Consider the following 14,251-nt stretch of genomic DNA (forward strand, 5'->3'; position numbering starts at 1 on the left):
CAATGCAACGGCGACACCGATGAAGCCGACGACGACGGCGAGCCAGCGCCCGGCATCGACGCGTTCTCCGAGCAGCAGCGCAGCCAGGATCACCGCCCAGACTGGAGCGGCGAGCCAGAGTGTCATGGTGTCGGCCAAAGGCAGGTAGGATACCGCCCAGTAAAACAGCGCGACTTCGCAGGAGCCAAGCGTCACGCGCAGCACCTGCAGCCACGGCCGCTCCGGGCGCAATGTGCGACCAATGCCCTGCTTCACCACGAACGGGGCGATCACGATCAGCGCCGCGACGCTGCGCAGCAGCACCACCTGGCCGACCGTATAGGTTGCGACCAGCCATTTCCCCAGCACGTCATTCACGGAGAACAGCAGGATGCCGAGCAGCATCATGGTGATGCCGGTCAAGGTGGCGTTTTTGGTGGGCATGGTGGTCTGCAGGAATACCTATCGTGTGGGCGTTTCCTGTCGCCTTTCGCGCTCCGCGAGGCAAGTGGTGCCACGCGCAGGGGTTGTGCGCCCAGGGCAGAGGGGGCATTAATTTAATTATTGACTTAATTAAGTGGTTAGCTAATTAATGATGCATGGACCGCTTCATCGCTCTCGCCGACCCGACGCGCCGCCGCATCATCGAGATGCTCGGTGAAGGTGCCCTGGCGGCCGGTGAGATCACAGCGCGGTTCAGCATCAGCGCGCCGGCGATCTCGCAGCATCTGAAGGTGCTGAAGGAGGCGGGCCTCGTCAGGGTCGAAGTCAGCGGCCAGCGTCGCATCTACCGGCTCGATCCTGACGGGCTCGATGCATTCGATCTCTGGGTGAAGAAGGTTCGCGGCTTCTGGGGCTCGCGACTCGACATATTGGGGCAGAAACTGGCGCAAGCCGACAGTCATGAGGGAGAGAAGGATGCATGAGGGAGAGACGGATGAGTGAGTACGGCACTGTTCTTGAAAGTGGCGCGGTGCGGTTCGAGCGCCTCCTGCCGGGGCCGGTCGAACGCGTCTGGGCCTATCTGGCGGAGTCCGGCAAGCGCGGCACCTGGTTGGCCTCTGGTGATTTCGACCTGCGCGTCGGCGGTGAGACGAAGCTTCTGTTCAAGYATTCGGAGATCACCGATGAGCCGCCGCCCGAGCGCTATCGCGAGGTGAATGACAAGGGATTTCTCGCGACCGGGACGATCACCCGCTGCGAGCCGCCACATGCGCTTGCCTTCACCTGGGACGGGGACGGCAATCCCCTCTCGGAGGTCACCTTCGAGCTCAGTCCAAGGGATGGCAAGGTGCTGCTGGTGCTGACCCATCGCAAGCTCGCCGACAAGGCTGCGATGACGAATGTCTCCGGCGGCTGGCACATGCATCTCGGCCTGCTCGAGGACCAGCTTGCGGGGCAGACGCCGCGTGGCTTCTGGTCCCGGCAGGCGAAGCTCGAGAGTGAGTACGCCGCACTCTTTGCGAGCCTGCCGGAGTAGGGCGGGGGCCTCATGCCGCCGGCGTGCCGGGCGCGGGCCGCTCTCGAGGCGGCGCGGCCCGCGCCCGGCAAGGACGCTGGCCGCGCCCGACAAGGACGCTGGCCGCGCCCGATCCGCTTCGCGGTGTGTGTCGGCGTACATTGCGAGCTTGATCGAGGTCCAGCGACCGTACTCGTCGCAAAGCGCGTTCGGCCTGCGGCTCGACGATGGCCGGTCAGATCGACGGACTGGCGGTTGCCGGCTATCTCAGCCTATCCGGCGCGCCCCAACCGCCTTGGCGGCCAGCTCCAGGCCAGGCTCAGCTTCTGAGACGCGGCGGGCGGTCGTTGCGCGATTTCACATGCCTCCGGCGCCCGACGGAGAACCGCCGCGCGTGCTTCTGGCAACCATTGCGACGATCGTCTCGAAGAGCTCGTCCTGAGCCTGCGCGGCCGTGATGTCTCCCGCCGCGGCGGCAGAAGACAGGGCCTCGGCTGAACCGAGCAGCGCCCAGAGGCCCGCTGGAGCAATCGTACCGGAGCCGGCGAAGGGCGCGAGCGCGGCTCGGCACTTCCCCATGAAGATCGCTTCGTAATCGCGCTTGAGCTTTGCGAGCTCGGGCGCGCCGGCAAGCGCCGCGATCACGCCAGGGATCTCACGACCCTGGAGGAGCACGCAGTCGACATAGGATGACGCGATGACCGCTGCCCTGCCTGCCAAGGTCGGTTCGCTCGCGTCGAGCGCGGCATCCATGAGTGCTGTCTGGCGCGCGTCGAACTCCTGGTAAAGCGCTGCCAGCAGCCCGCTGCGTGTGCCGAAATGGTCGTAGACGACGGGTTTTGTCACCCCTGACCGCTCGGCTAGCCGCCCCAGCGTCAGTGCCTCCGTTCCCTCCTCCCGGATCAGCCGCCACGCGACATCCAGAAGCTGGCGATAGCGGTCTTCCCTCGCCAGGCGGCGACGCGGCGGCAGAGCAGGTGGGTGATCGTTCGGTCCGGCACTTGACATGTTTATATACCAAAAGTAACTTACTAAAAGTATATATCACTCGGGTTCCCCCCGCAATCACTCAGCCGGAGTTCTTGAAATGCACGCGCTCATTGTCGTCGCCCATCCTGATCGTGAGTCGCTCAGTCATGGCGTCGCTGGGCATGTCGGGGAGGGAGTGTCCCTGTCCGGGCCGGGCAATTCCTTCGAAATCGCCGATCTCGCGGCCGAAGGTTTCGATCCACGCTTCACCGAGGCCGATCTCGCAGTGCACCGTCGCGAGGTGCTGCTGCCGGCTGACATTGCCGCCGAGCAGGTGCGGATCGATCGCGCCGATGCCCTTGTCCTGGTCTATCCCGTCTATTGGTGGTCGATGCCGGCGCTTCTCAAGGGCTGGATCGATCGCGTCTTCGCCAATGGATGGGCCTATGACGAAGGCCCGGATAAACCGATGGTGAAGAGGCTCGGCCATCTCCCGGTCCATCTGGTCGCCATCGGTGGCGCCAGCCTGCGAACCTATGCCCGACACGGATATTTCGGTGCGATGAAGACCCAGATCGACCACGGAATCTTCGATTATTGCGGCGCCCCTGTCGTGACGTCCGAGCTCCTGCTTGGTTCGGGGCAGGATGATCCGGCCAAGCATCTGGCGGCGGCGCGCGCCATTGGCGGCACTCTCTTCAAAGCCTTCCGACCTACCGCCGCACAAGTGGCTGCATGACGGCGTAGCAGGCCGCTGCCTGGCGACGATCTTCACCATTCCAGGGGCGTTCGCGACTGTTTCCCCCGACTCGGCACGCGCCTACAGGCTGGCCGCGGCCCGCGCGGCCTGGTCGTACTGGCCTGACAGCGAGCGCATGGTCGCTGCGATTTCCGAGAGGCGCACCGGATCCATGCCGAGCGCCAGCACGGATTTGACCAGGAGCTGCTCGCGGATCTGGGCGTAGCGCCGGCAGGCATCCTCGCCCGCCGGGGTGATTGCGACGGTCTTTTCCTTGCCCTTGCGCCCGCTCTTGATCAGCTTGAGCCGCTCAAGCTTCTTGAGTGCGTAGTTCACGACATAGGTGTCCTCGATATTGAGGACGAGGCAGATATCGGCGAGGCGTTTTGGCTTGCCGCGGTGGTTGACGTTGTGCAGCACGAGCACGTCCACCGGCGTGAGGTCTGGAATGCCGGCCGAGGTCATGGCGCGGAGCATCCAGCGCTGGAAGGCGTGCACCGTCATGCTGAGCGCGAACTCGAACTCGGAGAGCGCCGGCATCGCGCCCGAGGCCAGGTGGCCCGACGAGACGATCGGGCCGAGCAGCGCGTCGGCCAGCTCAGCCGGTGGTTTCGGGGGCGGGGGTGCCGATGTGGACATCGTCTCTGGCGCTCTCATGCAAGGCAGCCGTCGTGGCGCCGGACGTGCGAACGGCCGCACGAAGCGGCCGTTCGTGAGGGATCGGGCCGGTCGGGCTTACATCTTCTTGTAGGCGTCGATCACGGCCTGGCCGTCGGCACCGGCCTTCTTCAGCCAGTCGGAGGTCAGGGTTTCGCCGGCCTTCTTGAAGCCTGCGGCGAGTTCCGTGCTCGGCGCCTGCACCTTCATGCCCTTGGACTTGAGCTGGTCAAGATACCAGCCGGTCTTGGCCTCCCAGGCCTTCCAGCCGCGCTCCTCGGCTGCGGCAGACGCCTTGAGGATGGCGTCCTGGGTCGGCTTGTCGAGTGCGGCGAAGGCCGCCTTGTTGACGAAGGTGGCATCCTTCGGGATCCAGGCCTGGACGTCGTAGAAATGCGTCAGGGATTCCCAGGCCTTGGAATCATAGCCGGTGCCGCCCGACGACATGAAGGAATTGACCACGCCGGTGGCGAGCGCCTGCGGCAGTTCTGCCGCCTGGATCGTCACCGACTGCATGCCGAGCATTTCGCCGAGCCGCGCGGTTCCGACATTGTAGGAGCGCCATTTCAGCCCCTTCATGTCGTCGATCGTGTTCAGCTCCTTCTTGGCGTAAACGCCCTGCGGCGCCCACGGCACCATGAAGAGCAGCTTGAGGCCCTGGGCGTCGAGCTTCTTCTCGAYCGCCGGCTTCGACGCCTTGTAGAGCTTCATGGAGTCGGCGAAGCTCGTGGCCAGGAAGGGCACCACGTCGATGCCGAACAGGGCATCCTCGTTCTCATGGATCGAGAGCAGGACCTCGCCCATCTGGGCCTGCCCGCTCTGCACTGCCCGCTTGATCTCGGGCGCCTTGAACAGCGAGGCACCGCCATGGACGGTGATCTGAAGCTTGCCGCCGGTTGCTGCCTCCACATCCTTGGCGAAGGCGACCAGATTCTCTGTGTGGGGATTGTCGGTGGGGTAGGCGGCGGGCAGGTTCCACTTTGTCTGCGCCGACGCGGGGGCTGCGAGTGCGAAAGCACCGACGCCGAATGCGAAGGCGGCGGCAAGGCGTCTGCGGTTGATCATGATGCTGGTCCCTCTCTTGTTGCTTCGTTGTGAACTCAGTCAGGAAAAGCGAGCTTGGGCAAGAAAAGCACGATCTGCGGAAAGGTCGTGATGATCAGGACGGCGACATTGAGCAGAATGAAGAACGGGAATGCCGCTCGGGCAACCGTCATCGTGTCCTTGCCGCTCATGTTCTGAAGCACGAAGAGGTTGAAGCCGACGGGCGGGGTGATCTGCGCCATCTCGACATGGATCACGAGATAGACGCCGAACCAGACCAGATCGAAGCCGGCTTCCTTGACCATGGGCAGGACGATCACCGCGGTCAGCACGATCATCGAGATGCCGTCGATCAGACACCCGAGGATGATGTACATGCAGGTCAGCGCAAGCACGAGCATGTGCGGTGAGAGATCCTTGCCCTTCACCCATTCCGCCAGTGCCGCCGGAATGCCGGTATAGGCCATGGCAGCCGTGCAGAATGCCGCGCCTGCCAGGATCAGCATGATCATACAGGTCAGGCGCGTCGCGCTCATGATGCTCTCGAACAGCGTCGCCCAGGTCAGCGTGCCGCTCCACCAGGCCAGAAACAGGGCGCCGGTGACGCCCCAAGCGGCGCATTCGGTGGCCGTGGCGAAGCCGAGCACCAGCGACAGGAAGACGGTTGCGATCAGGATCAGGCACGGAGCAAGCTTGGCCGATTGCCGAAGCTTCTGAGCGAAGGGAATCGATGGATCGCGAGGCGGCGTCTTGTCGGGGTTCAGCAGCGACCAGATGATGACGTAGCCCATGTAGAGCGCCATCACGAGCAGGCCGGGCAGGAAGCCGCCAAGGAAGACTTGCAGCACCGAGACATTGGCGGTGACGGCATAGACGACCATCGGGATCGATGGTGGGATCAGCAGGCCAAGCGTTCCGGAGCCTGCAAGCGTGCCAAGGCTCATGCGTTCGTCATAGCCGCGCTTCTTGAGTTCCGGCAGGGCGATCTTGCCGATCGTGGCGCAGGTCGCGGCGGAGGAGCCGGAGACGGCCGCGAAGATGCCGCAGCCGACAATATTGGTGTGGATCAGGCGCCCGGGCAGCCACTGCAGCCAGGGGGACAGGCCTTGGAACATCTGTTCCGAAAGCCGCGTACGGAACAGGATTTCGCCCATCCAGATGAAGAGGGGCAGCGCGGCCAGAGTCCAGGACGCCGAGGCGCTCCAGACCGTTGTCGCCAGCACCTGACCGATCGGGATGTCGGTGGTCAGCACCATCGCCAGCAGGCCAACGAGGCCGAGGCCGACGGCGATCCAGACGCCGCTCGCCAGGATCACGACGAGGAAGCCGAGAAGGATGAGCGACAGTTCCGGCAGGGCAAGCGATGTCATGGTTCAAACTCCTCCGCCGGAGGCGACGCGCTCGACCAATTCTTCGGGGGTGGCCGGCGGCTCCTGTTCGTAGCTCGGGCGGCGGCCCTGCACGACGATGATCCATTCGTCGATCACGGCGATCAGGAGGATCGCAAGCCCGCCGACCAGCCCGAGCTGCGGGATCCAGAGCGGGATCGCGACCACGCCCGTCGACATGTCGAAGAAGCGCCAGGAATCATAGGCGAGCGTGCCGGCCTGCCAGGTGAAATAGGCGACGAAGCTTCCCGCAATGGTGAGGGAGAGCAACTCGGCCGCACGCCGGTGTCCGCCCTTGAGGCGTTCGAGCAGCAGGCCGACCCGGATCATCTCACCCTTCTTGAACGTATGCGCCAGGCCGAGAAACGCCATTGCGACGAGCGACCAGGCCGTGAAGTCGTCGCCGGACGGCACGTTGAGATTGATCTCGCGTCCGACCGACAGGAGCATCATCAGGACGAAGATGGTGACAAGGAAGAAGCCCGCCGCGTAGCCGGCAAAGAGATAGAGCTTGTCGAGGATCGTGCGGATCATCGGGCGCTCCGCCGCACGCGGCCGGATTGCAGCTTTGCCATGCGGGACTGTCGGCGCATGCCGAGCCCGATTGCCAGGGTCGATCCTGTCATCGCATCCTCCCTCGACCGGCCCGGCCCCTCAGCCATGTTCCGGTCACAATTGAGATCGTAGCCGCCGAATTCGGCTTGTCAATATTTCATCGACGATTTATCGATGAATTGTTCAAACGACTTCGCGTCACGCTGGGGAGAGTGTCATGACGGCGAGCCATTGGGATTTCTGGATCGACCGCGGTGGCACCTTCACCGACGTGATCGGCCGCGATCCGGCAGGCAAGCTTCACGCCAGGAAGCTGCTCTCGGAGAATCCGGGCGCCTATCGCGACGCCGCCGTCCAGGGCATCCGCGACCATCTCGGCCTCAAGGCCGGCGAGCTCATCCCCGCCGGGCGCATCGGCGAGGTGCGCATGGGCACCACGGTTGCGACAAATGCCCTGCTCGAGCGCAAAGGCGACCGTACGCTGCTCGTGACCACGAAGGGTTTCCGCGATGCGCTGCGCATCGGCTACCAGGCGCGGCCCGACATCTTCGCCAAGGAGATCATCAAGCCCGAGCAGCTCTACGAGGCGGTGGTCGAGATCGCGGAACGCGTGCTGGCCGATGGCGCGGTCGAACGGGCTCCGGACGAGGCCGCCATCCGCACGGCCCTGCAGGAACAGTACGATGCCGGTTTCCGCGCCGTGGCGATCGCCTTCATGCACGCCTATCGCTATCCCCAGCATGAGCAGGTGGCAGCGCGCATCGCCCGGGAGATCGGCTTTCCGCAAGTGTCGGTCAGCCACGAGGTCTCGCCGCTGATCAAGCTGGTCGGGCGTGGCGATACGGCGGTAGTCGATGCCTATCTCTCGCCGATCCTCGGGCGCTATGTCGCGCAGGTTTCCGAAGAGCTCGACATCGGGCGCACCGGCGCACGGCTGATGTTCATGATGTCGTCCGGTGGCCTCACCGCGGCAGAACTGTTCCAGGGCAAGGATGCAATCTTGTCGGGCCCCGCCGGGGGCGTCGTCGGCCTGGCCGAGACCGGGCGTTCGGCCGGGTTCGACAAGGTGATCGGCTTCGACATGGGTGGCACCTCCACCGATGTCGCGCATTTCGACGGCGAGTATGAGCGCGCTTTCGAGACCGAGGTCGCCGGCGTGCGGATGCGCGCGCCGATGATGCTGATCCATACCGTTGCGGCTGGTGGCGGCTCGATCCTGCATTTCGACGGTGCGCGCTTCCGCGTCGGCCCGGATTCGGCCGGCGCCAATCCGGGCCCTGCCGCCTATCGACGCGGCGGCCCGCTCGCGGTGACCGACGCGAACGTCATGGTCGGCAAGCTGATCCCGGCCTATTTCCCGGCGATCTTTGGCGAGCAGCATGATCAACCGCTCGATGTGGACGCGGTCCGCGCCAAATTCGCGAAGCTTGCGGCCGAGGTCGGCGATGGCCGCAGCGCCGAAGAGGTCGCTGACGGCTTCATCCAGATTGCCGTCGCCAATATGGCCGAGGCGATCAAGAAGATCTCGGTGCAGCGCGGCTACGACATCACCCGCTATGCCTTGAACTCCTTTGGCGGTGCGGGCGGACAGCACGCCTGCCTCGTCGCCGATGCGCTCGGCATCAAGACCGTGCTGCTGCACCCGTTCTCCGGCTTGCTCTCGGCCTATGGCATGGGGCTCGCTGAAATACGCTCGACGCGGACGGCCGCACTTGATGTACCGCTCGATGCCGGGGTCAAGGCTGCGATTGCGGAGGTGGCCGAGCGGCTCGGCGCCGAGACGCGCGCCGAGCTGATCGGTCAAGGTGTGCCGGATGGCGAGATCGCCATCCATATCCGAGCCCATATCCGCTATGCCGGCACCGATACGGCGATCGCGATTGCGTCCGGCAGCCGGGCCGAGATGCAGGAAGCCTTCCAGGTCGCGCATAAGGCGCGGTTCGGCTTCATGGACGAGACCAAGGCCTTGGTCGTCGAGGCGGTCGAGGTCGAGGCCGTTGGCGGGGGCGCCAGGTTCGAGGAGACGGCGGCAGGCGAGCGGGCCGGTGAACCGGCGGTTGCCGAACGCACGCGCCTGTTCTCGAAGGGGCAGTGGCACGAAGCCGCGATCGTGCGGCGCGAAGCGATGGCTCCGGGGCAGAGCGTCGCGGGACCCGCCATCATCATCGAAGCGAACCAGACCGTCGTCGTTGAGGATGGCTGGAGTGCGAAGCTGACGGCCAAGGACCATCTCGTCCTGCATCGCAGCAAGGCGCTGGTGCAGAATGCCGCGATCGGCACCAAGGCCGATCCCGTCATGCTCGAGATCTTCAACAACCTGTTCATGTCGATCGCCGAGCAGATGGGCGTGACGCTGCAGAACACCGCCTATTCCGTGAACATTAAGGAGCGGCTCGACTTCTCCTGCGCCGTGTTCGACTCGACCGCGAGCCTCGTCGCCAACGCGCCGCATATGCCGGTGCATCTCGGCTCGATGGACAAGTCGGTCGAGACGGTGATCAGGAACAACCCCGTCATCCGGCCGGGCGACGTCTACTGCCTCAATGCGCCCTATAATGGCGGCACGCATCTGCCCGACATCACGGTCTGCACCCCGGTCTTCGATGCCGAGGACCGGAATATCCTGTTCTGGGTGGCGAGCCGCGGCCACCATGCCGATGTCGGTGGCGTGGCGCCCGGCTCGATGTCGCCGCTGGCGACGCATATCGAGGAAGAGGGCGTCTATATCGACAATTTCAAGATCGTCGATCAGGGCCGCTTCTGCGAGGAGGAGCTGGTCAAGCTTCTGACTGGCGCGCGCTATCCCGTCCGCAACGTCGTGCAGAACGTCAACGACCTCAAGGCGCAGATCGCCGCCAATGAGAAGGGCGTGGCGGAGCTGAAGAAGATGATCCGCTCCTTCGGCCTCGACGTGGTCCAGGCCTATAYGGGCTATGTCCAGGACAATGCGGCCGAGAGCGTCGCACGGCTGCTCGCCAAGCTGCATGATTGCGAATTCACTTATCCGATGGATCAGGGCTGCGCGATCAAGGTGAAGATCACGATCGATCGTTCGAGGCGCGAGGCGACGGTCGATTTCACCGGCACCTCGCCGCAGCGCGAGGACAATTTCAACGCGCCTGCGCCGGTGACCCGTGCGGCGGTGCTCTATGTCTTCCGCGTCATGGTCGATGACGCGATTCCCATGAACGCGGGCTGCCTGCGACCGATCAGGATCGTCGTGCCGGAAGGCTCGATGCTGGCGCCGCACTATCCGGCGGCCGTCGTTGCCGGCAATGTCGAGGTCAGCCAGGCTGTCACCAATACGCTGTTCGGTGCGCTCGAGGCGATGTCGGCCTCGCAGGGAACGATGAACAACCTGACCTTCGGCAATGATCAGTATCAGTATTACGAGACGATCTGCTCCGGCTCGCCGGCGGGGCCGGGCTTCAATGGAACCTCCGGCGTGCATGTCCACATGACCAATTCGCGCCTGACCGATCCGGAGATCCTGGAGACGCGTTTCCCCGTCGTGCTCGAGGATYTCCACATTCGTCCGGGTTCGGGCGGCAAGGGCGAATGGAATGCCGGCGATGGCACCAGCCGCACGATCCGCTTCCGCGAGCGGATGGACTGCGCCATCCTCGCCTCGCATCGCCGCGTGCGCCCCTTCGGCGTCAAGGGCGGTGAAGCGGGGCAGCTCGGCAAGACGATCGTCCGCCGGCTTTCTGGAGCCGTCGAGGAACTGAAGCCGAGCGACCAGACGCTGCTCGAGGCGGGCGAGGCTGTGACCGTGATCACGCCGACGGCGGGAGGCTATGGAAAAGCGAAGGGCTGACGCTTAGGTCCTGTCTCCACACGGGAGATGGATATGCCTCAGACCTGGATGATCACCGGCGCCAATCGCGGCATCGGCCTTGCTCTTGCGACCGCCCTGGTGGCGCGTGGCGACCATGTCATCGCCGCCGCGCGCGATCCGGCAAGTCCCGGCCTTGCGGCGCTGGTCGCCAAGCATGGCGGGCTCGTCACGCCGGTCACCCTCGATGTGACGTCCGATGCGAGCGTCGCCGCTGCCAAGGCTGCGCTCGCCGACCGACCGATCGATGTCCTGGTCAACAATGCAGGCGTCTACGGCCCGCGCGACAAGCAGGGCGCGCTCGACATGGATTTTGACGCCTGGCGCGACGTGTTCGAGGTCAATGTCTATGCGCCGCTGCGCGTGGCGCAGGCATTCCTGCCCAATGTCGAGGCCTCGCAAGGGCGCAAGATCGCGACGATCAGCAGCCGCATGGGCTCAATCGCCGGCAATCCCTCGGGGGCGCTCGCCTATCGCTCTTCGAAATCGGCCGTGAACATGGCCATGGTCGTGTTCGGCAACGCCGTGCGCGAGCGCGGCGTCAGCATCCTGCTGTTCCATCCGGGCTGGGTGCAGACCGACATGGGCGGTGGCGGAGCCGACATCCCGCCGACAGAAAGCGCCGCCGGCCTGATCGCAACGATCGACCGGTCCGGCATCTCCGACACCAACAGCTTCCGGACCTGGAAGGGCGAAGCGATCGCCTGGTGAGGCCTGAGGCGGCGGATCAACTGGCGCGCGACGAGCCCAGCCAGAGGCCGCCGCCAATCAGGAAGCCGCCGCTGACGCGCGAGAGCAGGCGCACGCGCTTCTGCGACAGCAGCCGTCCCGCCCGCCCCGAAAGCAGCGCATAGCCGCTGTCGCTGACCGCGGCGAAGAGCATCGCGGTCAGCCCCATGATCGCGATCTGCGTGACGTGATCGCGGGCGGGGTCGAGAAATTGCGGGAAGAAGGCACCAAAGAAGAGCAGTGTCTTCGGATTACTGAGCGCGACCAGGACGCCTTGCAGGAAGAACCCGCCGCGCGGTGCTCGGGCCTGCATGGCGCCATGCGAGGCCGAGCTGGGTTCCTGCCGCATTCAGGAGCCCGGCGCGGGCACCATGCTTCAGGCTGTTGGCGATGATCAGTGTTACGGTCGGGCCCGGCACGATGACGATGACGAAGCAGGCAACGAGATAAGCGGCAAAAAGCTCGAAGGACATGGCGGCAGTCTCCATCTCGATTGCTCAGTCATCCCAGCCTGGCGCCGATGAGTCGAGCCCCCTCGTGCCGCTGGCGAAAGGGACCAGGAGAATGTCGGCCTTTGCCTTCACTGTTCTGCCGCTGGCGCCCGAGCGCTGGCCGGATCTCGAGGATCTCTTCGGTCCGCAGGGGCCCTGCTATGGCTGCTGGTGCAACCATTTCCGCATGCCCCAGAAGCAGCGCCTGCCACTATTGGGGGAGGGGGCCCGACAATTGTTCGAGCAGCGGGTTCGCAAGGGGCCGCCCCCTGGCGTCCTGGCCCATGATCACGAGACCTGTGTCGGCTGGCTCCAGGTCGGCCCTCGGCGCGACATTCCCGAATGGAACAATCCGCGGCGCGCCTCGACGCCGCTGCCGGATGCACCGGCCGACGATGAGCGCGTCTGGGCGGCCTCCTGTTTCTTCGTCCGCAAGGCGTGGCGGGGCAGGGGCGTCACGGCGGCGCTTCTCGACGGCGCGATCATTTTCGCGCGCGAGAACGGGGCCCGCCTGCTCGAGGCTGCCCCCATGGACCATGAATTCAAGCGTAGCAGCGAGGGCCTTTATGTCGGCGCCGAGCGGGTCTTCCTGCGAGCCGGCTTCGTCGAGGTCGCGCGGCAGAAGGAGGGGCGGCCGCTGATGCGGCTCGCACTCTGAGCGATTTCACGCTTCATCGAGAATGAACTCGCGGATCGTCGCGAAGGCGGCCGCTGGGTCGTCGCCGACGATGCCGTGGCCGCAACCAGCGAAACGCTTGAAACGAACCGCATCGGGCGGAAGGCACGCTGCAATCGTCTCGCTGAAGGCAATCGGCGTGATGGGGTCTTCCTCGCCCCCCATAACGAGGACTGGGCAATTCACGGCTCCCAGCGCGGCGCGAAAATCGAAGCGGCCCTGTTCGTTGTGCGGGCCATTGAACCAGACGCCTGTCTCGTTGCGCGAGATGAGCCTCTGTATCCAATCGGTCGAGCCGGTTCGCGGTCGCGCTGCGTAGAGCGGAAAGCAAATCTCAGTATAGGGCGCACGTGTCTCAGGCGCGGGCGCCGACCAGTAGTTTCGGGCCGCCTGACTGGCTCGTGGACCACCGACCCGTTCGAAGGCTGCGTAGACCGCCGGGAAATCGAACTTGGCGGCTGTGGAAATCAGGATCAGCTTGGCGGCATGCCCGGGATGGCGCGTCGCATAGGCCTGCGCGACAAAGCCCCCGAATGACGTGCCGAGGATGATCGGTCTTTCGATGCCGAGTGTGTCGCAGAGCACCTTCAGGTCATCGGCCCACTGGTCCAATGTCCAACTCTCACGCGGGCCGTCTTCGCTGCGGCCGCAGCCGCGATGATCGTAATAGACGATCTGGGCGATATCGCTAAGTCCGGAGAACCCGGGTTTGTAGATGCTGTGGTCGGCGCCTGGACCGCCATGAAGCAGGATCAGCGTTGGCTTTTCCTGCATGGCCGGGCCATCGGGCGCGAGCCCCGCACCTTCGATGTCGACATAGAGGCGCACTCCGTTGACAGTGACACGCATCGGTTCGATTCCCCCAGCCGCATCCAAGCCTCGAACTGTAAGGGGCGGATGATCGAACTCAATTGTTTCCAGCCTTATGTTGGGAGTTTCCGATGATCCGCATCACGCTTGMCGGCTGCACCGGCTGGGTCGGCAAGGCGCTTGTCGCTGCAATCGACTCCGCGTCCGACCTTGAGCTTGTTGCGGGTGTCTCGCGCAAGGCAGCAGGCAGCGATCTCGGCGAGGCGGCCGGGCAGCCAGCCAATGGCAAACCGGTCTTTGCGACCGTGGCGGAGGCGCTCGCCGTGCCGTCGGATGTCCTGATCGACTATACCAAGCCCGACAGCGTGAAGGACAATGTGCTGGCAGCCGTTGCGGCGGGGCGCCATGTCGTCGTCGGCGCGTCTGGCATGACCGGCGAGGATTATGCGGAGATCGAGGCCGCTGCGCTCAAGGCCGGCGTCGGCGTGCTTGCCGCGGGCAATTTCTCGATCACCGCGACGCTGCTGCGCCGCTTTGCCCGCGAAGCGGTGAAATATGTGCCGGATGTCGAGATCATCGACTACGCCTCCGCGTTGAAGCCGGACACGCCGTCCGGAACCGGGCGCGAACTCGCCGAGACGCTTGGTGCCGAGCGTATGGCCGGAACCGCGAAGCCGGTTGCGGAGCTCGGCGGCGCCCGCGAGACGCGTGGCGCCGCAATCGGTGCGCCGCATGCGGTACAGGTCCATTCGCTGCGGATGCCGGGCTTCGTCCTTTCCTGCGAAGCGGTCTTCGGCCTCCCGGACGAGCGGCTGGTGATCCGGCATGATGCCGGCACCTCTGCCGCGCCTTATGTCGGCGGCACCTTGCTGGCGGCGTGGCGGGTTGCGGATCAGATCGGGCTGCGGCGTGGCCTGGAC

14 protein-coding genes and 1 pseudogene are annotated in these 14,251 nt (G+C 65.0%); 7 read left to right on the forward strand and 8 right to left on the reverse strand.

The genetic code is table 11. The features are described from left to right. The coding region (locus AC1DRP_RS29465) for a DMT family transporter (RefSeq protein WP_476770333.1) at positions 1–423 on the reverse strand (423 nt) is incomplete at its 3' end. A 155-nt stretch (positions 424–578) separates the two neighbouring features. Here AC1DRP_RS29465 and AC1DRP_RS29470 point away from each other — a divergent pair. Then, on the forward strand, positions 579–905 hold the full coding sequence (locus AC1DRP_RS29470; RefSeq protein ID WP_069879656.1) for an ArsR/SmtB family transcription factor: 327 nt from the start codon (positions 579–581) through the stop codon (positions 903–905). An 11-nt stretch (positions 906–916) separates the two neighbouring features. After that, the gene (locus AC1DRP_RS29475) at positions 917–1,459 is read left to right on the forward strand and encodes an SRPBCC family protein (protein ID WP_476770334.1); all 543 of its coding nucleotides are present in this window, start codon (positions 917–919) and stop codon (positions 1,457–1,459) included. A 336-nt stretch (positions 1,460–1,795) separates the two neighbouring features. Here the strand turns inward: AC1DRP_RS29475 and AC1DRP_RS29480 are convergent, their stop codons facing one another. Beyond that, a complete protein-coding gene (locus AC1DRP_RS29480; RefSeq protein WP_441505211.1) occupies positions 1,796–2,446 on the reverse strand; it encodes a TetR/AcrR family transcriptional regulator in 651 nt (216 codons plus the stop codon). Between the two features lie 79 nt (positions 2,447–2,525). On the opposite strand from AC1DRP_RS29480, the gene AC1DRP_RS29485 reads away from it, so the two are divergent. Then, positions 2,526–3,146, forward strand: coding sequence for an NAD(P)H-dependent oxidoreductase (locus AC1DRP_RS29485; RefSeq protein WP_476770335.1), 621 nt, complete (start codon positions 2,526–2,528; stop codon positions 3,144–3,146). 81 nt (positions 3,147–3,227) lie between these two features. On the opposite strand, the gene AC1DRP_RS29490 is transcribed toward AC1DRP_RS29485, so the two are convergent. From AC1DRP_RS29490 to AC1DRP_RS29505, 4 genes are all read right to left on the reverse strand, one after another. Further along, positions 3,228–3,785 (reverse strand): winged helix DNA-binding protein, encoded by a 558-nt coding sequence (locus AC1DRP_RS29490; RefSeq protein WP_441489475.1) that lies wholly within the window; start codon positions 3,783–3,785, stop codon positions 3,228–3,230. 96 nt (positions 3,786–3,881) lie between these two features. Then, positions 3,882–4,868, reverse strand: a complete 987-nt coding sequence (locus AC1DRP_RS29495) for a TRAP transporter substrate-binding protein (RefSeq protein ID WP_476770336.1) — start codon at positions 4,866–4,868, stop codon at positions 3,882–3,884. Between the two features lie 35 nt (positions 4,869–4,903). Continuing rightward, a complete protein-coding gene (locus AC1DRP_RS29500) occupies positions 4,904–6,217 on the reverse strand; it encodes a TRAP transporter large permease (RefSeq protein WP_441505214.1) in 1,314 nt (437 codons plus the stop codon). 3 nt (positions 6,218–6,220) lie between these two features. After that, the gene (locus AC1DRP_RS29505; protein WP_441505215.1) at positions 6,221–6,769 is read right to left on the reverse strand and encodes a TRAP transporter small permease; all 549 of its coding nucleotides are present in this window, start codon (positions 6,767–6,769) and stop codon (positions 6,221–6,223) included. A gap of 238 nt (positions 6,770–7,007) precedes the next feature. Here AC1DRP_RS29505 and AC1DRP_RS29510 point away from each other — a divergent pair, with 238 nt between their 5' ends. Beyond that, complete coding sequence (locus AC1DRP_RS29510; protein WP_476770337.1) at positions 7,008–10,607, forward strand: hydantoinase B/oxoprolinase family protein; 3,600 nt, start codon at positions 7,008–7,010, stop codon at positions 10,605–10,607. Between the two features lie 33 nt (positions 10,608–10,640). After that, positions 10,641–11,336, forward strand: a complete 696-nt coding sequence (locus AC1DRP_RS29515) for an SDR family oxidoreductase (RefSeq protein ID WP_441505217.1) — start codon at positions 10,641–10,643, stop codon at positions 11,334–11,336. A gap of 16 nt (positions 11,337–11,352) precedes the next feature. Here the strand turns inward: AC1DRP_RS29515 and AC1DRP_RS29520 are convergent. Then, positions 11,353–11,827 (reverse strand): annotated as a pseudogene (locus tag AC1DRP_RS29520) (LysE family translocator). A 91-nt stretch (positions 11,828–11,918) separates the two neighbouring features. Between AC1DRP_RS29520 and AC1DRP_RS29525 the strand changes: the two are divergent. Beyond that, a complete protein-coding gene (locus AC1DRP_RS29525) occupies positions 11,919–12,503 on the forward strand; it encodes an N-acetyltransferase family protein (RefSeq protein WP_476770338.1) in 585 nt (194 codons plus the stop codon). 6 nt (positions 12,504–12,509) lie between these two features. Here the strand turns inward: AC1DRP_RS29525 and AC1DRP_RS29530 are convergent, their stop codons facing one another. Then, positions 12,510–13,370, reverse strand: a complete 861-nt coding sequence (locus AC1DRP_RS29530; RefSeq protein ID WP_441505220.1) for an alpha/beta fold hydrolase — start codon at positions 13,368–13,370, stop codon at positions 12,510–12,512. Between the two features lie 92 nt (positions 13,371–13,462). On the opposite strand from AC1DRP_RS29530, the gene dapB reads away from it, so the two are divergent. Next, a partial coding sequence (gene dapB / locus AC1DRP_RS29535) for a 4-hydroxy-tetrahydrodipicolinate reductase (protein WP_476770339.1) occupies positions 13,463–14,251 on the forward strand: 789 nt, incomplete at its 3' end.

Source organism: Allobosea sp. 01N443, from assembly GCF_056399325.1.